The 20,625-nt window shown below is 70.7% G+C and carries 17 protein-coding genes, 1 tRNA gene and 2 pseudogenes; 13 read left to right on the plus strand and 7 right to left on the minus strand.

Annotated elements, in window-relative coordinates; translation table 11 throughout:
* Positions 1 to 32: 32 nt before the first annotated feature.
* Positions 33 to 752, minus strand: a complete 720-nt coding sequence (locus tag AMK19_RS32625) for an SDR family oxidoreductase (RefSeq protein WP_073818934.1) — start codon at positions 750 to 752, stop codon at positions 33 to 35.
* 198 nt (positions 753 to 950) lie between these two features.
* Between AMK19_RS32625 and AMK19_RS32630 the strand changes: the two genes are divergently transcribed.
* The 3 genes from AMK19_RS32630 (at position 951) to AMK19_RS32640 (ending at position 3,189) form a co-directional block, all read left to right on the plus strand.
* Positions 951 to 1,523, plus strand: a complete 573-nt coding sequence (locus AMK19_RS32630; RefSeq protein ID WP_073818936.1) for a TetR/AcrR family transcriptional regulator — start codon at positions 951 to 953, stop codon at positions 1,521 to 1,523.
* Positions 1,524 to 1,713: 190 nt separating this feature from the next.
* Complete coding sequence (locus AMK19_RS32635; RefSeq protein ID WP_241844710.1) at positions 1,714 to 2,979, plus strand: MFS transporter; 1,266 nt, start codon at positions 1,714 to 1,716, stop codon at positions 2,977 to 2,979.
* Positions 2,980 to 3,115: 136 nt separating this feature from the next.
* Positions 3,116 to 3,189 (plus strand) — tRNA-Pro (locus AMK19_RS32640).
* A gap of 394 nt (positions 3,190 to 3,583) precedes the next feature.
* Here AMK19_RS32640 and AMK19_RS38750 read toward each other — a convergent pair.
* Positions 3,584 to 4,384, minus strand: coding sequence for a tyrosine-type recombinase/integrase (locus tag AMK19_RS38750; protein ID WP_443135061.1), 801 nt, complete (start codon positions 4,382 to 4,384; stop codon positions 3,584 to 3,586).
* 356 nt (positions 4,385 to 4,740) lie between these two features.
* Between AMK19_RS38750 and AMK19_RS32650 the strand changes: the two are divergent.
* From AMK19_RS32650 to AMK19_RS32665, 3 genes and pseudogenes are all read left to right on the plus strand, one after another.
* Positions 4,741 to 5,181 (plus strand): annotated as a pseudogene (locus tag AMK19_RS32650) (transposase); the annotation flags it as partial.
* A 229-nt stretch (positions 5,182 to 5,410) separates the two neighbouring features.
* Positions 5,411 to 5,667: pseudogene (locus AMK19_RS38365) on the plus strand (transposase); the annotation flags it as partial.
* A gap of 751 nt (positions 5,668 to 6,418) precedes the next feature.
* Complete coding sequence (locus AMK19_RS32665) at positions 6,419 to 6,814, plus strand: hypothetical protein (protein WP_143200526.1); 396 nt, start codon at positions 6,419 to 6,421, stop codon at positions 6,812 to 6,814.
* A gap of 822 nt (positions 6,815 to 7,636) precedes the next feature.
* Here AMK19_RS32665 and AMK19_RS36720 read toward each other — a convergent pair.
* The 3 genes from AMK19_RS36720 to AMK19_RS32680 all read right to left on the minus strand — a co-directional run bounded on the left by AMK19_RS36720 (position 7,637) and on the right by AMK19_RS32680 (position 9,632).
* The gene (locus AMK19_RS36720; protein ID WP_073818941.1) at positions 7,637 to 8,533 is read right to left on the minus strand and encodes a hypothetical protein; all 897 of its coding nucleotides are present in this window, start codon (positions 8,531 to 8,533) and stop codon (positions 7,637 to 7,639) included.
* Between the two features lie 202 nt (positions 8,534 to 8,735).
* Positions 8,736 to 9,047 (minus strand): hypothetical protein, encoded by a 312-nt coding sequence (locus AMK19_RS32675; protein WP_073818943.1) that lies wholly within the window; start codon positions 9,045 to 9,047, stop codon positions 8,736 to 8,738.
* Between the two features lie 162 nt (positions 9,048 to 9,209).
* Complete coding sequence (locus tag AMK19_RS32680; protein WP_073818945.1) at positions 9,210 to 9,632, minus strand: cold-shock protein; 423 nt, start codon at positions 9,630 to 9,632, stop codon at positions 9,210 to 9,212.
* A gap of 398 nt (positions 9,633 to 10,030) precedes the next feature.
* Here AMK19_RS32680 and AMK19_RS32685 point away from each other — a divergent pair, with 398 nt between their 5' ends.
* The 5 genes from AMK19_RS32685 (at position 10,031) to dpgD (ending at position 14,447) form a co-directional block, all read left to right on the plus strand.
* Positions 10,031 to 10,243, plus strand: coding sequence for an MbtH family protein (locus AMK19_RS32685; RefSeq protein WP_073818947.1), 213 nt, complete (start codon positions 10,031 to 10,033; stop codon positions 10,241 to 10,243).
* A gap of 175 nt (positions 10,244 to 10,418) precedes the next feature.
* Entirely contained in the window at positions 10,419 to 11,567 is a 1,149-nt protein-coding gene (gene dpgA / locus AMK19_RS32690; RefSeq protein WP_073818949.1) for a 3,5-dihydroxyphenylacetyl-CoA synthase DpgA, read from the plus strand.
* Positions 11,564 to 12,280: an enoyl-CoA-hydratase DpgB gene (dpgB, locus tag AMK19_RS32695; protein ID WP_241844706.1), complete on the plus strand. Its 717-nt coding sequence runs from the start codon at positions 11,564 to 11,566 to the stop codon at positions 12,278 to 12,280. Before dpgA ends, dpgB begins: the two co-directional genes overlap by 4 nt.
* 107 nt (positions 12,281 to 12,387) lie before the next feature.
* A complete protein-coding gene (gene dpgC, locus AMK19_RS32700; protein ID WP_198953520.1) occupies positions 12,388 to 13,626 on the plus strand; it encodes a (3,5-dihydroxyphenyl)acetyl-CoA 1,2-dioxygenase DpgC in 1,239 nt (412 codons plus the stop codon).
* Positions 13,627 to 13,697: 71 nt separating this feature from the next.
* Entirely contained in the window at positions 13,698 to 14,447 is a 750-nt protein-coding gene (dpgD, locus tag AMK19_RS32705; protein ID WP_241844707.1) for an enoyl-CoA-hydratase DpgD, read from the plus strand.
* Positions 14,448 to 14,523: 76 nt separating this feature from the next.
* On the opposite strand, the gene AMK19_RS32710 is transcribed toward dpgD, so the two are convergent.
* Entirely contained in the window at positions 14,524 to 15,309 is a 786-nt protein-coding gene (locus AMK19_RS32710; protein WP_073818953.1) for an ABC transporter ATP-binding protein, read from the minus strand.
* Between the two features lie 128 nt (positions 15,310 to 15,437).
* Positions 15,438 to 17,987, minus strand: a complete 2,550-nt coding sequence (locus AMK19_RS32715) for an ABC transporter permease (RefSeq protein WP_073818955.1) — start codon at positions 17,985 to 17,987, stop codon at positions 15,438 to 15,440.
* 434 nt (positions 17,988 to 18,421) lie between these two features.
* On the opposite strand from AMK19_RS32715, the gene AMK19_RS32720 reads away from it, so the two are divergent.
* Positions 18,422 to 20,215 carry a fatty acyl-AMP ligase gene (locus tag AMK19_RS32720; RefSeq protein ID WP_073818957.1) on the plus strand — a complete coding sequence of 598 codons (1,794 nt, stop codon included), beginning with the start codon at positions 18,422 to 18,424 and terminating at the stop codon, positions 20,213 to 20,215.
* 49 nt (positions 20,216 to 20,264) lie between these two features.
* Positions 20,265 to 20,531, plus strand: coding sequence for an acyl carrier protein (locus tag AMK19_RS32725; RefSeq protein ID WP_073818959.1), 267 nt, complete (start codon positions 20,265 to 20,267; stop codon positions 20,529 to 20,531).
* Positions 20,532 to 20,625: the final 94 nt, after the last annotated feature.

Raw genomic sequence — 20,625 nt, forward strand, 5'->3', positions numbered from 1 at the left:
CCGGGCGGTGGTCGATGGGGGGTCGATGGGGGTCAGCTCATCGAGATGAGGTGCAGGCCGCCGTCCGACTCCAGGACGGTGCCGGTGAGGTTGCGGTTGGTCGCGGCCAGGGCGACCGCCTCCGCGACGTCATCCGCGCCGGCGATCCGGCGGACCGGCAACTGGGCTGCGGCGTGGGCGAAGTAGGACTCGCGGGCGTCCTGCGGCATGCCGTCCCACCACGGGGTGGCGACCAGGCCGGGGGAGACCGCATTGACCCGGCGCGGGGCGAGTTCCACCGCGAGCGGGCGGATCATCGACTCCAGCGCGCCGTTCACCGCCGCCAGCCCGGCCGTTCCCGGCACGGCCGTCCGCGCCGAGACCGCCGTGACCAGGGTGATCGACCCGTCCTCGGTCAGGTGCGGCAGCGCGGCCTGGACGGTCGTCAACTGCCCCCAGAACTTGGCCTCGAACGCACGGCGCAGCGCGACCAGGTCGAGTTCGGCGAACGGGCCCGCCCCCTCGGCGCCGCTGAGCGCGACCACCAGCCAGTCCAACGAGCCGACAGTGCGCAGGACTTCGGCGATCTGCTCGCGGTCGCCGCCGTCCGCGCGGTGCCCGACCAGCTCCGGGTCGCTCACCGCGAGGTCCTCCAGACGTTCCTTGCTGCGGCCCACCACGTGCACCGCCGCACCCTGCGCGTGCAGCCGGCGCGCGGTGGCCAGTCCGATGCCCGAGGTACCGCCGACCACCAGTGCAGTGCGCTTGCTCATCCGTGCCATCTCCCCTGTGCCAGTTGATGAGGGCGGTCGGCTCGGCTTCGGCCGACTGCCCTGCCGAGGCACCCGGCTCGCCAATTCGAACCGGTGCGTCTCGTCTCGAATTACGGTAGCGTGCTGCCCGTGATCGAGCAAACAGAATCTGCGGTCGGCGGACCGCCCGACGCCTCGTCCGACGCATCATCAACTTCCGTGCAGGAGAAACCGATACGGCCCGGACGGCGGCGCAGTGAAGAGAGCCGGCAGGCCATCCTCGGCGCCGCGTTCGAGCTGCTCGCCGAGGTCGGCTACGCGCGCCTCACCGTCGAGGGCATCGCCGCCCGCGCCGGCACCGGCAAGCAGACCGTCTACCGCTGGTGGCCCGGGAAGGCCGACGTCCTGCTCGAAGCCATCACCGCCCACGCCCGACAGCACATCGCCCTCCCCGGCACCGGTGACCACGCGGCCGACCTGCGGGCCTTCCTGGCCGCCACGTTCGCCGCCGCCACCCCACGCACTGCGGACGCGCTGCGCGCCCTGATGGCCGAGGCCCAGATCGACCCCGCCTTCGGCGAACGCTTCCGCGAAACCCTGCTGCGGCCCCGCCGCGAAGCCCTCGCCACCCTCGTCGACCGCGCCCGCGAGGCCGGCCGGCTCGCCCCCCACCTCACCACCGCCACCGCCGTCGACCTCGCCTTCGGCACCCTCTGGTACCGCCTCCTCGGGACCCGCGAACCGCTCGACGACGAGCTTGCCGAGCTGCTGACGAGGACGTTGCTGCGTTGATGCGTGTGGTCGCGTGTGGTGCCGCGGCGGGCTCCACCGGGCTGACGTGGCTGTCCGGGCCCGGCGGGTGACTCTCTTCCTGCCGGACAACTCGCCCCCCGGCAGGCCGGAGGCGACCCCCGGCCGCGTGATCGTCGAACGGCTGGCCGAGCATGGCAGGGTGCCCACCGACTCGCCGTCCCGCCCGCCGATACCCGGCGCCGCACCCGCATCCCGGCTGCGCCGCCTCACCCGCGGAGCGTTCGCCGACCTGTCCCCGCTGCGCCACAGCCCCGACTACCGCCGACTGTGGTTCGGCCAGTCGGTGTCCGCCATCGGCCAGCAGATGACCGCCGTCGCCGTCTCCGTCCAGGTCTACGACCTCACCGGATCCACCTTCGCCACCGGCCTGGTCGGACTCTGCTCCCTCGTTCCCCTGATCGTCTTCGGCCTGTACGGCGGCGCCATCGCCGACCGGGTCGACCGCCGCCGCCTCGGCCTGATCGGCTCCGGCGGACTCGCCGCCGTCTCCGCCCTGCTCGCCGTCCAGGCCCTGCTGCACCTCGGCCTCGTCGCCCTGCTCTACACGGCCGTCGCCCTCCAGGCCGGCTTCTTCGCCATCAGCTCGCCCGCCCGGTCCTCGATGATCCCCAGGCTCGTCCCGCGCGAGCAGCTGACCGCCGCGAACGCCCTCAACACCATCGGCATGAACCTCGGCCAGACCGTCGGTCCCATGCTCGGCGGCGTCGCCATCGCCGCGTACGGCACCCAGGCCGCGTACCTGGTCGACACCGTCGCCTTCACCGCCACCCTCTACGCGATGTGGCGGCTGCCCACGATGCGACCGCAGGCCACGAACGGCAAGCGCGCCACCGTCCTCGACGGCCTGCGATTCCTGCGCGAACAACCCAACCTGCGGACGTCCTTCCTCGCCGACCTCGCCGCGATGATCTTCGGCCTCCCGCGCGCCCTCTTCCCGGCCATCGCCGTCGCCTTCTACGGCGGCGGACCCGGCACCGTCGGCCTCCTGGTCGCCGCCCCCGCCGTCGGCGCCCTGGCCGGCGGACTCTTCTCCGGCTGGATCGGCCGCATCCGCCGCCACGGACTCGCCGTCCTCGCCTCCGTCGCCGCCTGGGGCCTGGCCATCGCCGCATTCGGACTCGTCCACAACCTGCCGCTCGGCCTGCTGCTGCTCGCCGCGGCCGGCTGCGCCGACACCGTCTCGATGATCTTCCGCAACACGATGATGCAGGTCGCCGCCCCCGACGAGATGCGCGGCCGCCTCCAGGGCATCTTCATCGTCGTGGTGGCCGGCGGCCCCCGCCTCGGCGACTTCGAATCGGGCACCGTCGCCACCCTCACCACCCCCACCCTCTCCATCCTCACCGGCGGCCTCGCCTGCATCGCCGCCGTCCTCCTCCTCGCCGCCCGCCGCCCCGCCTTCCTCCACTACGACGCCCGCCACCCCACCCCCTGACCCACACCCGGCCACACCCCGAAACCTGGCAGCGAGCACCCCCCGACGTGCTGTATTGTTTTCCACGTCGCCGGAAGACACCGGAGACAACAGGTCAGAAAGCCAAGAAGCCTCCGGGCAACGCGGCAGACGACCACGGGACGTGGCGCAGCTTGGTAGCGCACTTGACTGGGGGTCAAGGGGTCGCAGGTTCAAATCCTGTCGTCCCGACTGTGAAGTCGGTTGTGAGAGCGGGTGCTTGGGAGACCAAGGGCCCGCTCTTGCTGGTTTTCGGGGCCTGTCTTTTGGTCCCGGATGGTCCCAAAATGGTCCCCAGGTATGGCCGCAGGTCTGTCGCCACCCGCTTCTCCAGTGGCTGGTGTGCGGATTGTTCTTCGATCTCAAGGTGAAGTGCGAGACCTCCTTGCCGTTTTGCTGGAGCGAGGTGTGGTGGCGCACTTGACCTTCGGTCAAGTGCGCCGGTCGCGGGTCAAGTGGGTCAAACTGGTTCATGTCGGGGCATTTCTAGAGCCTTTCTGGCGCCTGCTGCTCGCCGTGGCGTGACTCGGGCAGCATCGGAGCGGCTTGTCAGCGGCTATTTCGAGGCGATGGCAGTTACGGCGTGTTACCAGCGGCGGGTGATCTGGCCGTCGCGTTGTAGCTTCTCGAGGTGATGGGTGAGAGCTTGGCCGGCTTCCAGGATCCGGAGCACGTCGGGGTGGAAGTAGCGCTGGGTGGTGGTGATGAGCCGGTGGCCTGCGATTTCCTTGAGGATGTGCGGAAGGATGCCGGCGTCGGCCATCCAGGTCAGGCCGGTGTGGTGCAGGTCGTGGCGGCGCAGGTGTTCGTAGTCGAGGTCCCGGGTGACGTCGTCCCAGTGGGTGGCGTCACGCAGTACTGCGGTGCTGATGCGACCGCCGCGCGGGCCGGTGTGGAGGCGGGCGTCCGGGTCGCCTCGCGTCGCTTGGAGCTGCCTGATGATGAGCGGGCGCAAATGGTTCGATGATCGGGATGAGGCGGGCGACCCTACCCTTGGTGTGCTTGTCGACCAGGCCGCCGGGAGCGGGGGTGGTCTGTCGGCGGCAGGGCAGGAGCCACTTGTCGGTATCGACGTCGCGGGCCCGGACTCCAGAGACCTCGCCGATCCGTGTGGCGGTGCAGGCGCTGTGGACGACGACATCACCCCATCCGCGATAGCGGTTGTATGAGGCTGTGACCAGGGCATCGGCGAGTTCGGTGAGGGCGTCCCAGTCGCGCAGGGCGAGGGAGCGGGGGTCCCGCAGTTCGTCTTCGACCTGCTGGTACTCGCGCTGCCAGCCGGTGATGTGGGCGGGGTTGCGTTCGAGGATGCCGTCCACGATGGCCTGCTCGAAGATGCGGGAGAGCATGGCGAGGGTGTTCTTGATGGTGGAGCGGCTGCAGGCATCGGCGATCCAGCCGAGAACTGCCGCAGTGTTGAGAGCGGTGGTGATCAGGCGGAGGGGGAGCCGCCCGAGCTTGGGCTCGATCCGCAGGTGCCAGCCGGCGAGGTATGGGGCGTGCGTGGTGGTTTCCAGGCCGGTCAGGATGACCGGCAGGCGGTCCGGTGTGGCGTTCCATGGCGGGTGGGCGACACAGGGGCCTGATGGAAGTTCGTCGTGGTCGGCTCGGTTGCCAGCTCGCCGTCCTGGCTGCTGTTGATCACGATTGCTGGCGACGACGATTCCGGTCTGCTTTCTGTCCGACGCCCACAGCGAGCTCTTCCAGGATCTTCCTGAGGGCTGTCCCGTACAGCGGTTGGACACCCTGGTTCCCACCCGCGACCACACGATCGCCGCACAGTCGAAGAACTACCGGTACTCCACCAATCACCAGGTCGTCATCGACGCCCACACCCGGCTCGTCGTCGCGGTCGGCAAGCCTCTGCCGGGCAACCGGAACGACTGCAAGGCATGGGAGGAGTCAGGTACGAAGGCCGCCGTCGCCGGACGGCGACCATCGCCGACGGTGGCTAATCCGGGCACCGGACTCGTGATCCCGCACCGCAGGCCGCCGGGCGGCGAGCTCACCGGGTGGCAGGCCGAGCACAACCGCGAACACAAGCAGGTCCGCGCCCGCGTCGAGCACGTCTTCGCCCGCATGAAGACCTGGAAGATTCTCCGCGACTGCCGTCTGAAGGACGACGGAGTCCACCACGCCATGCTCGGCATCGCCCGCCTGCACGACCTTTTGCAGGCCGCGTAGGCGAAGCCCACCCAGAGGCGGACACCCTGTCGCGGTCCAGCCGTTCACCGCCTTCAGTGAGACCTTGAACACCGCTGCGACGCCCTCGCGGTCCCGGCCCTCCGCCAGCTCGGCCACTGCCCGCAGCCACAATGCTTCCTGCACCGAAGGTGACAAGCGCCGCGCGTCCCGCACCAGTTCACTCGCCCGGTGTTCAACGACCGAGAACCCCTACCGTTCAGGATCAATAGTGACCGCACCCAACAGTCTGCCCTTCGCCGAGCCCCTGGAGGGGAACCTCGCCTCGTCGAGCCCGACTTGTTGAGGGCGATGGTGAAGACGCTCGCCGGGTCGGCGATGTCCGCAAACCTCGACCGCGCCCGCGGCGGCGAGTACTGCCATCCGAGCAAGGGCCGGATCAACTCCCGCAACAGATACCGCAATCGTGACTGGGACACCCGTGTCGGCACGATCGACCTGGCCGTCCCCAGGGTCCGCTCCGGCACCTGTCGCCGGGCCGGCGTACCTCGACAGAAGTCGGCCGGCTCACCGGAGCGACCGTGCTGCCCATCACAGGTAGCGATCCTTCACGGACGGTCAACCACAACGAGTGGCGTTCAGTCAGTAGCAGGGCCACTGCCTCGATTAGGTGTGACGATCCGGTGCATTGACAGGGGTGGGGCATGTGCAAGCTGCACGTCAGGTACGTCCGCAAGGCGATCGAGGACCGGTTCACCGGCCTCGACGCCCGCGGCACCGGCCCGACTCGCCCGCACCGCAAGCCGGTTGACACTCCCTGCCGAGCAGGTGGCCCTGGCAACACGCCTTCACCAACCTGTTCGACGCCGCTCACTCGCCACCAACACGCTGACCACCCCGACCACCCGCCCGCAAGGGCCCGGCCAGGACAAACGTGGAAGAGCTGGGCAGACCAGCGGATGCCCCGCATCCTCACACCGGGCACCAGCCAGCCGGACCCGAATCGACCACCCTCGGATCAGGCCGGTGGATTCGGGCTCAGACGATCGGCAGACCGATTCGCATTCAATCTCCAATCCCATCAGACCAACTCGACAGAAGAAGCGCAATGCCGTCACCAAAGCGGAGGGCAAGTTGTTGCTTATTCAAGGCGACGGGCAAGCACTTGATTCCATCGGCTCCGGCCGAACAGAATCTGGGACACGCCGAATGGATCGGGTCACCCTTCGGTGATGATCCATGGCGTATACAGCCGACGACTCCCGAGAGCTGAGGAACAATGAATCGCCTTACCCGTTCGCTGACGGTGGCTGCCACCGTCGGGTCGGCATTGCTGCTGACCGCCCCCGCCTCTCACGCGGCGACCTCGGGCGGCTCGGCCGGTTCCTGTCAGACCTTCAGCACCTCCAATTCCATCGGGGCCTCGGAGGTCACGGCCTGTCCGCTGGCCGACGGCAGCTACCAGGTAACCGGCTACCTCGACAACTACCTGCCGTTCGGCGGGCTGGACGGCCCGTACTGGGCTCAGGTGGACATTAAGGCCGGCACCACCCGGGTGGGCCTGTCCACCTCCATGTCGCAGTACAACGTGCCCGTAACCAGGACGACTTTCGACCGTACGGTGAGCCTGCCGAGCCAGCCCACGAGCATCACGGTGTGGCAGCCCTGGAGGTGATCACCGCCTGATGGGTCCTGCCCGGCGTGCCACGTCGTCGGCAGGACCCACCAGATTTCGGCGCGCCGCTTTGCCGGGGGCTGAGATCGTGATACACGTCACGGCCACTCTCGTTCTGTCAGGAATCCCGCACTGGGCCTCGGAATTCTCTGGGTCTCCGGCTCTGCCGGGTGCGGCCGGTTCCAACCGGAGATCGGGGGCGGTCGAAGATCCTCAGCGTCAACTGCAGCGGTCCACTCGAGGATCTTATCGGCGAACTTCTATGCCGATTTGACCACTTGAATTCTTCTCCACCAGATCACAATGCCGGCTCCGCGTCCCGAATCGCTCCTCTCCGGCCAGTCCGCTGCACCTATCGTCTCCGGCATGGGGTCTGGCAAAGCGGGCGTGTCCCGGCCGACATCGGGAAGACCAGACCAGTTCCAGCCGTTCTGGGTCGCGAGCCGCCGCAGCTGGACACCGTTTCCTTTGGTTGGTTCAGGCTGGACTGCGCAGCTTGCCGGGACTGTCGATGGGCTGTGAGAGCACCCAGCATGACTACGACTTGCCGTCTGGGAAGGCGGCTCGGGGGAAGATGGTGCCGACGCTGGGCGGTCTTCGCCGGAGCAAGGACGACGCCTCGCCATGGTCGACCGCCCTTGGTCGATGCGGCACAGTAGTCCCTGATCTCCTCCGCGATGCGCCGAACCATGGCCGAGGAAGCCTCCGCCAACGCCGTTGACTCGCCACATCGGTGGGCTTGGTGTGCGTCACCCCTCAGTAGGACCGGCCCCAGCCCTGAGCTTGACTCTGTCGGGGATCTTGCTGTTCGCCTTCACGTGGTCATGATGGCGCGTCGGTCTCGCGGGTGTACGAGGCCCGTGAGACTGGCAAGGAGCGAGAGATGTCGGTACGTCGCCGTCGGGGTGCCGAGGTCCCGGTGTTGAGCGCGCGGATGGCGCGGTCCAGCAACCCCACTGGCACGACGGCGATGTGAGTGCGTGACCGCCTCGACGGCCTGTGGAGCGACGAGGATTTCGCCGACTGGTACCCGCGTGACGGGCGGACCGCCTCCTCGGCCTCGCCCTGGCCCGGTTGAAGGACGCCGGGCTGGCACGCGAGCGCACCACCCAGCACACCGACTCCACCCACGTCCTGGCTGCGGTGCGCGACCTGGCCCGCCTGGAACTGGTCACCGAGTCGGTGCGCGCCGCTCTGGAAGAACTCGCCCGCGCCGTCGGCCACGCGCTGGCCGGCGTGGTCGAGGAGGACTGGGGCCGCCGCTACGGCCGACCGACTCGCCTGGGCATGAACCCCAACCCGGCTGGAACACCGAGCCCTGCGGCCGGCCGAGCACCTGGTCGACGGCGGATACACCTTCCTGATCCACCTGGAACAGGCCGAACGCGAGCACCGGATCACCGTCGTCGGACCGCTGCCGGGTAACCCCACCCACCAGCAACGCCGGGGCAGGGCTTCGCCCGCGACGACTTCCGCATCGACTTCGACCGAAAGGAGGCCACCTGCCCACAGGGCCAGACCAGCGCCGGCCGGCACGGTCCCTACCCCGACCTCCTCGCCGACCGCCGCCCCACTGATCGCGCTGGTGCCGTTGATCGTCGACGCCTCCGCCCGTGCTAACTCCGGCACACCGACGACCGACGCGACGTGCGTGCTCAAGGGCCACGACACCTGCGCCGACGCCTCCACCACGATCGTCCACTGGAGCGACACCACCATCTCCGCCTTCGAACGGCACCGCCTCCCTGCTGGTCAGCGGCCGCGTCGCCGCCGCGAGAGCCCGTTTTCCGACGTTAAGGGTGTGGGCACCAGCACCAGCACCGGCGCCGGCTGCGGCACCGCGCCGGGCGGGACCGCCGCGGACTCGACCCTGGTGCTCCGCCTCGCCGACCGGCGTTCGACGTCGCGGGCCGGCCGTCGTTCAGGAGACGAGTGCGCGGACGCCGGTGAGGACGAAGGCGCATCCGGTGAGGGCGAGGAGTACTCCGGTCAGGCGCTGGACGGCGGGTCCCGGCGGGGGAGGGAGTGCCGGGCGGCGTTGTGCCCTGCTCGCCTCGTGGCGCGCGCGGCGGGAGGACACCATGGCCCGGTAGTCCGCGGCCCACAGGATGCCGAGCGCCACGGCGAGGACGCCGAGTACGACGAGGACCAGGCCGTCGACGACGTGCGGTGCGGAGTCCGGTGGCCTCGCGAGAGCGCCGACTGGCGCCGCGCCGACCGCGATGCGCACCATCGGACACCTCCGAATCCGGTCGAGGGCAACAGCGGACGGGGCACGCGGCGGACGGAGCACACCGTGGACGGAGCACGCAGCGCAACGGCCCGGCGCGGTCGCCGGGCCGTTGCCGCCGGACCGTCCCGCCGGCCACAGTGGGCGGGGCGTCGTGACCGGGGCCTAGCTGATCCAGCCGTGCGTCTTGGCGAGCTCCAGCACCGTGAGGCGGACCTGGAGAATCTGACTACCCGTCAGGGACGGCACCGACTCCAGGAGAGCGTCGGTGGTCTCGGCGAGGTACTCCTCGCGGGTGAGCACGTCGCACAGCGAGTCGTCGTCCGGGCGCCGGTCGGCGGACACCGCACCGGCCGTCGCGAGGGTGAGCGGCCTGTTGTCCGCCCCTGCTGTCAGCCGCACCGACGAGGCCTTCGGGCCGCGGTCGCCCTCCTCGATCTCGAAGTCCACGGTCAGGCCCGTCCGCAGCGACGCTTCGGGGATCAGCAAGTCGTTCACGTGCAGGAACACGTCCTCCCCGCCGTGGTCGGGGGCGATGAAGCCGTACCCCCGGGAACTGTCGAACCGCACCACACGGCCAGCAACCATGCCAACACCCCTCAACACCTTTGGGCCCCGTGCCCGAAACCGGAGCGAGAATAGCCTGATCGCGGCGGGGCGCACAGCGCCCGCCGCCGGGCGACGGGCCCGGCGGCGCGTCCAAGTGATGCGGCGTCGCAGTTGAACACAGCCTTCCGGTCCGGGCGCTCACGGCGCGGCCCGCGCGGTGTGCGGAGCGTCGGCTATTGATCGACCGGTGGCCCGCGAGTCATCCTCCTCGGTGAGCACTCCGTGTGTGCGGTGTGGCGGGTGAGTCCTCCGCGCGGCCTGTTCGGCCGACCCTGCGCGACCGGTACCGCCGATCCGCCGCGTTTCCGCACGGCTCAGGCAACCGCACGAGGGCTCAGGCGACCGCCTGACGCCGAACCCCGAGAAGGGACACTACGGTGACGAATCCGTTCGAGGACCCCGACGCCAGCTACCTGGTGCTGGTCAACGACGAGGGCCAGCACTCGCTGTGGCCGGTCTTCGTGGACGTGCCCGAGGGCTGGAACACGGTCTTCGGGGCGGCGCCGCGTCAGGACTGCCTCGACTACATCGAGAAGAACTGGACCGACATGCGCCCCAAGAGCCTCATCGAGGCCATGGCGAACAACTGAACCGGTCTGCCCGGCCGGACAGCGCCGAGGCCGTTTCCGCACACCGGCGGGGTGGACGCCTGCGCGGAAACGGCCTCGCTGCGACGTGACACCGACTCACCGAAAGGCTGAATGGCGTGTTCGTACCTGTGCGTCTGATCCGCAGCAAGAGCCGTTCCTGGGGGTGGACCTTCCGATGACCACGAGCCCCGGGTCGCCGAGTACCGCCCTGCTGGACCGTCCGGCGCCGGAGCGGAAGCCCGCCGGTGCCGCCCGCATCGTGGGCGTCGGCACCGCCAACAGCGGGACCTCCTACGCGCAGCGGGAGCTGCTCGACATCTTCAACATCGCCGACCCCAAGGTCCGGTCGGTGTTCCTGAACAGCGCGATCGAGCGGCGCTACCTGACCGTCCCGGAGCGGGACACCGACGGGAACGTGATCACCGAGCTGCAGGGTGAACTGCTCGCCAAGCACAAGCGCATCGCCCTGGACATGGGAGCCCGCGCGGTGCGCGCCTGCCTGGAGGACTCCGGGTTCGAACTCGACGACATCGACTACCTGTGCTGCACCACCACCACCGGCTTCCTCGCCCCGGGCCTGAGCGCCCACCTGATCCGGGAGATGGGGATCCTGCCCCGGACCAGCCGGATCGACGTGGTCGGCATGGGCTGCAACGCCGGTCTCAACTCCCTCAACGCGACCTCCGGTTGGGCCGTCGCGAACCCCGGCAAGGTCGCCGTCCTGCTCTGCGTCGAAGCCTGCTCGGCCGCCTACGTGATCGACGACACGATGCGCACCGCCGTGGTCAACAGCCTGTTCGGCGACGGCGCGGCCGCCGTCGCCCTGATCGCCGACTCGCCCGACGCCGCCTACGCCGCGCCCGACGTGCCGCCGGCCCCCGGCAGCCCCCGGATCCTCGGCTTCGCCAGCCACCTGATCACCGACGCCATCGACGCGATGCGCTTCGACTGGGACGACAGCCAGGGCAAGTTCAGCTTCTACCTCGACCCGCACGTGCCCTACGTGGTGGGTGCCAACGCGGAACAGGTGGTCGACCGCCTGATGTCCGGCGCCGGACTGCGCCGCAGCGACATCGACCAGTGGCTGATCCACTCCGGCGGCAAGAAGGTCATCGACGCCGTCCGGGTCAACCTCGGCCTCACCCGCCACGACGTCCGGCACACCGTCAGCGTGCTGCGCGACTACGGCAACCTGTCCAGCGGCTCGTTCCTGTTCTCCTACCAGCGGCTGCTGCGGGAGAACGCCTGCCAGGCCGGGGACTACGGCGTGCTGATGACCATGGGCCCCGGCTCGACCATCGAGACTGCGCTGGTGCAGTGGTGACGGAGACTCAGGTGAAGAACGGCAACAAGGCCGCGGACGTCCACTCGGGCGACGAGGACCTGTTCCTGCGGATCGACGGCAGCCGGCCGCTGTCCCCGGCGGCGGCCGCCGCGGTCAACGCGGTCTGCGACAGCGCCGAGGACCGCAACGGCCGCGGCAGGGTGATCGTCCAGGTCTCGGGTGCCCCCGCAGGCGGCTGGGCCGACGACCTGACGGTGGCCCAGGTGAGCAAGTGGGAGCGGGCGCTGCGGCGCCTGGAGCGGCTCCCCGCCACCACGCTCGCCGTCGCGGACGGCGACTGCGGCGGCATCGCGCTGGACGCCCTGCTGGCCACCGACTACCGCATCGCCACCGCGGCGGTGCGCCTGTGCGTGCCGGTCGGCGACGGCGCGACCTGGCCGGGCATGGCGCTCTACCGGCTCGCGCAGCACGGCTCCGGCGCGGCCGCGGTCCGCCGCGCGGTGCTCTTCGGCACGCCCATCGACGCGTCCGACGCCCTGGCCCTGCACCTGGTGGACGAACTTGCCGACAACCTGGACGACGCCCTCGCCAACGCCGCCCTGCGCGCCGGCGCGGTGCCGGGCGCCGAACTGGCCATCCGGCGGCAGCTGATGCTCGACGCCGCGAGCACCAGCTTCGAGGAGGCGCTCGGCGTCCACCTCGCGGCCTGCGACCGGGTGCTGCGCCGGGCCTCGACGGCGGTGGCCTCATGAGCATCACCGAGACCCGGGCCGCGTACCGGAGCGACCTGCCGGCCGTCCGGGCGGAGCTGGAACTCGCCCGCGCCGCGCTCACCCTGGCCGCCGAGTACACCGAGGACATGCTGAGCATCCTGCCGGTGCCCGGCGAGCGGACGGCCGAGCAGCGGGCCGAGGCGGCGGCGGCGATCGACGGCACCCGGGTGCTGCGGGCCGCCTTCCTGGACACCCATGTGGACGCGGTCTACGACGAGCTCACGGCTGGCCGCACCCGGTACCTGCGGGTGGACGAACTGGCCCGGGCCGCCGCTGAGGCCTTTCCAGGACTGGTGCCCACCGACGACCAGTTGGCGGTCGAGCGGGCCCGGCCGCAGGCGGCCAAGGAAGGCCGCGAGATCGACCAGGGCCTGTTCTTCGGCCGGGTCCTGCACTCGCCGCTGGCCGGCCCGCACCTGCTCGACGCGATGCTCCGGCCGACGCCCCGCGCGCTCGCGCTGCTGCCGGAGTTCATCGAGACCGGTGTCGCCGACCTGGGCTCGGTGCGGCTGGAGCGCACCGATGCGGTGGCCCGGCTGACGATGTGCCGCGAGGACTCGCTGAACGCCGAGGACAACCGGCAGATCGACGACATGGAGACCGCCGTCGACCTAGCCCTGCTGGACCCGTCGGTGGAGGTCGGCCTACTGCGCGGCGGCGTGATGACCCACCCGCGCCACCGGGGCCGACGGGTGTTCAGCGCCGGGATCAACCTCAAGGCCCTGCACGCCGGCGGCATCTCGCTGGTCGACTTCCTGCTGCGGCGGGAGCTCGGCTACATCCACAAGATCTGGCGCGGCGTGCTCGCCGGGGACACCGACCACTGGCGCCCGGCCCTGGTCGAGAAGCCGTGGGTCGCGGCGGTGGACACCTTCGCCATCGGCGGCGGCTGCCAGCTGCTGCTGGTGTTCGACCAGGTGATCGCCGCCTCGGACTCCTACCTCAGCCTGCCCGCCGCCGCCGAGGGAATCATCCCCGGAGCCGGGAACTTCCGGCTCGGCCGGGCCGGCGGCGCCCGCCTGGCCCGCCAGGTGATCCTGGAGGGGCAGCGGGTCCGGGCCACCGAGGCGCGGGCCGCGCTGCTGGTGGACGAGGTCCACGAGCCCGAGGAGATGGACGCGGCGGTCGAGCGCAGCGTCCGGCGGATGCGCGGCTCCGCCGTGCTGGCCAACCGCCGGATGCTGAACCTCGCGGAGGAGCCGCCGGAGGAATTCCGCCGCTACATGGCCGAGTTCGCCCTCCAGCAGTCGCTGCGGCTGTACAGCCCCGACGTGATCCACAAGGTCGGCCGGTTCTCCACCGGGAAGGGGGCGAGTTCGCACTGAACGCCTCCCAGCCCGCCCGGGCGTCCGAGCGGCCGCGGGTCCGGTACACGAAGAAGGACCACGTCGCCCGGGTGACGCTGGACCGGCCCGAGGTGCTCAACGCCATGGACCTGCGGATGCACGAGGAACTGGCCGAGATCTGGGATGACGTGGAGGCGGACGACGAGGTGCGGGTCGTTGTGCTCACCGGCGCCGGCGACCGCGCCTTCTCGGTCGGGCAGGACCTGCGCGAGCGCGCCCGGCTGGACGGGCAGGAAGTACCCCGGTCGACCTTCGGCAGCCGCGGCCAGCCCGGCTGGCCCCGGCTCACCGAGCGCTTCGACCTGTCCAAGCCGGTGCTCGCGAGGGTCGACGGCTATGCGCTGGGCGGGGGGTTCGAACTCGCCCTCGCCTGCGATCTGATCATCGCCTCGGATCGGGCGGTGTTCGCGCTGCCGGAGGCCCGCCTGGGCCTGGTCCCCGGCGCGGGCGGTGCCTTTCGCCTGGCCCGGCAGCTGCCGCTGAAGGCGGCCATGGGCCACCTGCTGACGGGCCGTCGTCTGTCGGCCGCGCAGGCGCTGGGCTTCGGGCTGGTCAACGAGGTGGTGCCGGCCGACCGGCTGGACGACTGCGTCGCCGAGTGGACCGAGGACCTGCTGCGCAGCGCGCCGCTGGCGGTCCGGGCGATCAAGGAGGCGGTGCGCCGCTCGCTGGACATGCCGCTGGAGGAGGCGTTCACCGCCGAGTTCGGCTGGGAGCAGCGGCGCCGGTACAGCGAGGACGCCGTCGAGGGGCCGCGCGCCTTCGCGGAGCGGCGGGAACCCCGCTGGCAGGGCCGCTGAGCGGCCTGGTACGGAAGGTGCGGCCCGGGTTCTCCTGTTCGAGCACCCGGGCCGCACCTTTTCCGTGCGTTCGGATTCAGCTGGTGCGCTTGCCGTCGAAGCGGCGCATGCGGTCGAGGACGGCGTCGGCGGTGGGGTTGTGCATCTCGTCGACGATGCGGCCGTCGGCGAGGAACAGCACGCGGTCGGCGTAGGAGGCCGCGTTGGGGTCGTGGGTGACCATGACGATGGTCTGCTGGAGTTCGTTGACGGAGCGGCGAAGGAAGTCGAGCACCTCGGCGCCGGAGCGGGAGTCGAGGTTTCCGGTGGGCTCGTCGCCGAAGATGATCTCGGGGCGGGAGGCGAGTGCGCGGGCGACGGCGACACGCTGCTGCTGACCGCCGGAGAGCTGGGCCGGGCGGTGCTTGAGGCGGTCGGCGAGGCCCACGGTGCTGACTACCTGGTCGAGCCAGGCCTGGTCGGCCTTGCGGCCGGCGATGTCCATCGGGAGGGTGATGTTCTCGATGGCGTTGAGGGTCGGGAGCAGGTTGAAGGCCTGGAAGATGAAGCCGATCTTGTCGCGGCGCAACTGGGTGAGCTGCTTGTCGTTGAGGTCGGTGATCTCGGTGTCGCCGATCCGGATGTGGCCGGTGGAGACGGTGTCGAGGCCGGCCAGGCAGTGCATGAGGGTGGACTTGCCGGAGCCGGAGGGGCCCATGATCGCGGTGAACTGGCCGCGGTGGATGTCGACGTCGACCCGGTTCAGGGCGGTGACCCGGGTCTCTCCGACGCCGTAGGCCTTGGTGACCTCGCGGGCCGAGGCGGCGATGCCGGAGGGGCCGCCGGGGGTTACTGACCGCAGGATCGCGGATGCCGTGCTCACTGATGTCTCCTAGGTCGGTACCCGGTGCCCGTCCCGCCGTCCCGGGGATCGGCCGGGGCGGGCACCGGAAGGAAAGGGTGTGCCGCTGGTGCGGTTCGTTGCGTGACGGCCCGTCAGGGCCGGTTGTCTCAGGAGGCGTTGATGCTGTGCAGGATGTCCGTCCCGGCGGCCTGCCGGGCGGGCCAGAGGCCGGCGACGATGCCCACCGCGCCGGCGGTGACCAGGAAGAGGAGCAGCTCTCCGACGGGGAGCACGGTGGAGATGTTGGGCAGCTGCTCGGACAGGGTGCTGACCGCGGCCCAGGCCAGGTAGCTGCCGAGCGCCATGCCGACCACGGCGCCGAAGACCGAGACGACGGCCGATTCGAGCCGGACCATCCGCCGGACGCCGGTCCGGTCCAGGCCGAGTGCGCGCAGCAGGCCGATCTCGCGCTTTCGTTCGAAGACCGACATCGCCATGGTGTTGACCACGCCGAGGACCGCGACCAGGACGGACATGCCGAGCATGACGTACAGCAGGCTCATCGCGGCGTTCACGGTGGAGCTGTAGTCGTCCGCCATGCCCTGCTTGTCGCGGATCACGATCACCGGGTTGTTCCCGGTGGCGTCGGCGATGGCCTGCTTGAGTGCCCGGGTCGCCCCGGCGGTGCCCTTGACCAGGGTCCGGACGATGAACGGCTGCGGGTTGTGCGCGGTGATCACGGAGTTGGCGAGCAGGATCGGGGAGAGCTGCTGGTTGTTCTCGAAGACGCCGCCGACGGTCAGCGCGGTCTCCGTCCCGTCGGGGTTGGTCAGTTTGAGGGCCGAGCCGGTGTGGAGGCCCTCGCTCGTCGCCAGGCCGGAGTCGATCAGGGCCTGGCCCTGCTTCAGGGCGTCGGCGGAGCCGGCGGTCATGGACAGCTTGACCAGCTGGTCGAAGGTGTCCGCGTCCAGGCCCTCGACGGTGTGCGGGTTGCCGTTCACCTTGGCGTTCATCGAGGTGACGGCGCTGACCGAGGTCACGCCCGGAGCCTTGGCGATGTCCGCGGGGACCTGGGCGGCCAGGCCGTGGCCGTTGGACATGGCGACGGCGAGGTCGGCCTTGACCGAGGCGTTCACCGACCGGGTGGTCGCGTCGGTCACCGAGGTGCCGATCACGGTCATCGCGGTGACCAGGGTGAGGCCGATGGCGATCGCGCCGGCGGTGGCCGCGGTGCGGCGCGGGCTGCGCACCGCGTTCAGCCGGGCCAGCTTGCCGGGGGTGCCGAACAGCCGGACCAGGGCCGGGCCGGCCAGCGAGATCGCGGGGCGGGAGAGCACCGGGAGCAGGATCAGGATGCCGATCGCGGCGAGCGGCGCGCCCGGCCGGATGAACTGCTGCTTGCTGTGATCGGACACGACGCCGAGCATGATCAGCCCGAGGCCGAGGACGGTGATCACCGTGCCGATGCTGTTGCGGATCCGCAGGCCCTTCGGGGTGGTGGGCTGGTCGCCGCTGCTCATCGCGGCCACCGGCGCGATCCGGGAGGCCCGGACGGCGGGCAGCAGGGCGGAGACCATGGTGACCAGTACGCCGACGGCGAGCACCGTGACGGCGGTGCCCGGTGAGACGACCAGCGAGCCGGTGGGCATGCCCCGGTTGACCGACTTGAGGCCCCACTGGAGGCCGGCACCGACGCCGATGCCGACCAGCAGGCCCCCGGCCGCGGAGACCAGGCCGATCAGCGCGGCCTCGGCCAGCACCGACTTGGTGACCTGGGCGCGGGCCGCGCCGATCGCGCGCAGTAGCGCAAGTTCCTTGGTGCGCTGGGCGATCAGCATGGTGAAGGTGTTGGCGATGATGAAGATGCCGACGAAGAGCGAGATCGCGGCGAAGGCCAGCAGGACCTGCTCCAGGCTGTGGGTGCGGCGGGCGATCATGGTGGACTGCTCGGTCCGCAGCTGCTCGGCGGTCTGCACGGTGAACCGCTTGCTGTAGGCCACCACCGGCGCGACCTGCTCGCGCAAGGCTTGGGCGGAGATGCCGGGCTTGGCGGTGACCTCGATGCTGCTGAACTGGCCGGGCGTCAGCAGCTGCTGCTGCGCGGAGGCGGTGTCCAGCAGGGTCAGCGAGCCGCCGCCGGCGACCATCGGGTCGGTGGTGGTGAAGATTCCGGTCAACTGGGTGTTGACGGCCGGGCCGTTGATGGCGATCCGCACGGTGTCGCCGACCCGGTAGCCGCCCGACTCGGCGGTCTTCCGGTCGAGGGCGATCTCGCCGGCGGCACGCGGGCCGCGGCCCTGCACCATCGGGTAGCGGGGGTCGTTGCCGGAGGCGTCCGGCACGAAGTTCGCGGACCTGGCGCTCCACGCCGGGCCGATCAGCTTGTTCTGCTTGTCGGCGACACCGGTGAAGTCGCCGACCACGGCCCGGGTCTTCGCCACCCCCGGGAGCGCCGCGATCTTGGCGACGGTCTCCTCGTTCAGCTCGGCCGAGCTCCGCTGGCCGCGGAAGCCGCCGGAGGCCGACGCCGCCGGGTCGGAGACCATCACCGACAGGTCATCGAAGCTGGTCGAGTAGCTGTTCCTGGTGGCCTGGTCGACGGTGTCGGAGAAGACCATGCTGCCGGCCACGAAGGCGGTCCCGAGCATGATGGCCAGCGCTGTCATCAGCAGTCGGCCCTTGTGGGCCAACAGATTGCGCAGTGCGGTGCGGTACATGGGGTCTCTGTCCTGATCGAGGCGGGCGGCTGGGAAGTGGCGCGGAAGGCGGCAACTCCATCTTCTGCCGATTGTGGTGACTGCACGTCATGCCACGGAACGGTTGGTGAGACAGCCGCGCGAGCGAGCGCGGGGAGTCCGATCCGCCCCCGGGATGACGTCTCGGGGATGAGTTCGGGCGGACACCGGCCGGGTGCCGCCGAGTCGGGACCGCCGAATTGTCAAGGATTCGCGGCGACCGATCACCACAGTGCGCCGCCGGAGCGTTCAACTGGCGTGGCGCGCCGGTTGAACACCTTCGTACCGGCTTCGAACAGTTACTGAAAAACAGGCGGTCGGGCATAGTGGTTCGCGGCCCCGCCGTGATCACCCCGGGCCGGCGCGGCGACGTCGATGACAGGGGAGGGGTGTCCCGTCATCTCTAGGGGGAATGCATGGTCTTCGACCTCAAGGGCTTCGAACTCACGGGTTTCCGGAACCTGGGGGACGCTTTCACCGTGTGCGCCGACCTGGACCCGGAGAAGCCCGCGCTGACGGTGTTCCGCGGCACGGGCGCGGCCGTGCCCGAGACCCTGAGCTACCGGGAGCTGGCCCGCCGGGCCGGACTGCGGGCCGCCGAGCTGGCCGCCCGGCTGCCGGTCGGCGAGCGGGTCGTGATCGCCCTGCCGACCTGCGTGGAGTTCGTCGAGCTCTACCTCGGGTGTCTGCTGGCGGGCCTGGTGGCGGTGCCCGCCCCGCCGCCGGTCAGCACCAAGACCGCCGCGGAGCGGGTCGCGGCGATCGCCGCCGACTGCTCGCCCGGCCTGATCCTCACCACCGCCGACGACCGGGAGATCCTCGCGGAACGCCTGCGGACGCAGGGGCTGGCCCTGACGGTCGAGCAGGTGGAGCGGGTGGGCGACGCCGAACAGCCGCCCGCGCTGCCCGCCGGGCGCCAGGTGGACGGGGACGCCCTCGCGGTCCTCCAGTACAGCTCGGGGTCGACCGGCCGGCCCAAGGGCGTGATGCTCGACCACCGGAACGTTCAGGTCAACGTCGCCGGGTTCAACGCGTCGGCCGGGCTCGGCGCCGAGGACGTGTTCGCCACCTGGATGCCGATGCACCACGATTTCGGACTCTTCATCCAACTCAGTTGCGCGCTCTTCGCCGGCGCGCACGCCATTCTCATGCCGCCCACCGTTTTCGCCCGGCGCCCGGTGCAGTGGTTCCACATGCTGCACCAATTCCGGGTGACGGCCACCTCGGCGCCCAACTTCGCCTACGATCTTTCACTGCGGCTCATTTCCGACGAACAGCTCGAAGGCCTCGACCTTTCGACGCTGCGTTTCGTCAGCAACGGCTCCGAGCCGATCCACGCGCCGACGGTGGACGCCTTCGTCGAGCGGTTCGCCCGCATCGGCCTGCGGCCCGAGACGCACACCCCCGCGTACGGCATGGCGGAGGTCACCGTCTACGTGTCGAGCACGCCGACCGGCCAGCGGCACAACGTCCTGCTCGCCGACCCGGTCCGGCTCGCCGACCCCGACCGCCCCGAGCTGGTCGTCGCCGCCGACGGAGGGGGCAGGCCGATCGTCGGCTGCGGCCGGGTCCGCATGTTCGACCTCCGGATCGTCGACCCGCGGACCCGGCAGGACCTGCCCGCCGGCGCGATCGGCGAGATCTGGCTGCGCGGGGAGAGCGTCGCACGCGGCTACTGGAACAAGCCGGAACTCAACGCGGAGATCTTCCGGGCCCGCCTCGCGGAGGACGGCGCGGACGGGCCCGGCTGGCTGCGCACCGGCGACCTGGGCGCCCTTGTCGACGGTGAGCTGTTCGTCATCGGCCGGCTCAAGGAGATGATGATCGTCCGCGGCCGCAACCTCTACCCGCAGGACCTGGAGCAGGAAGCCAGGTCCGCCCACCCCAGCCTGGCCAGGTTCGTCGGCGCGGCCTTCGCGGTGGACGCGCCGGACGAGCGGATCGTGCTGGTCCACGAGGTCGCGCCGGGCATCCCCGCCGAGGAGCTGCCGGCCGTCACCGAGGCCGTCGCCCGGCGGATCACCGCCGCCTTCGGCGCCCCCGCCCGCAACATCGTGCTGGTGCGCCGCGGCCAGGTGAACCGCACCACCAGCGGCAAGATCCAGCGCGGCACCATGCGGCAGCGCTTCCTGGCCGGCCGGATCGACGCCGTGCACGCCGAACTGGAGCCCGAGGTCCGCCGGTTGATGGCGACGACCGATGCCCGCTGACCGGCCGACCGGCCCACACCCCACCTTCCGGGACGAGAGAGGCAGCCAGATGACCCAGCCGCGGACGTCCGAGGAGATCCGGGACTGGCTGATCACGCGGATCGGCCACTACCTGGACCGGCCGACCGAACCCGTCGACCCGGACGCCTCGCTGGCCGAGTACGGCCTGGACTCGGTGTACGCCTTCGCGCTGTGCGGAGCCATCGAGGACACCCTGGGCCTGTCCGTCGAACCCACCCTGGTGTGGGAGGTCAACACGGTCACCGCGCTCACCGCCCACCTGGTCGGCCTACGCTCCGACCGGCCGGCGGCCTGACGGGAAGCCAACCGCCGCCGGGCCCGCGCGCCGACCCGTCGGCCGCCTGACGGCAAGTCAACCGCCGCCGGCCGGACGCCTGCCGGTCCGCGGC

It is taken from the genome of Kitasatospora sp. CB01950 (assembly GCF_001905465.1).
GTDB lineage: Bacteria > Actinomycetota > Actinomycetes > Streptomycetales > Streptomycetaceae > Kitasatospora.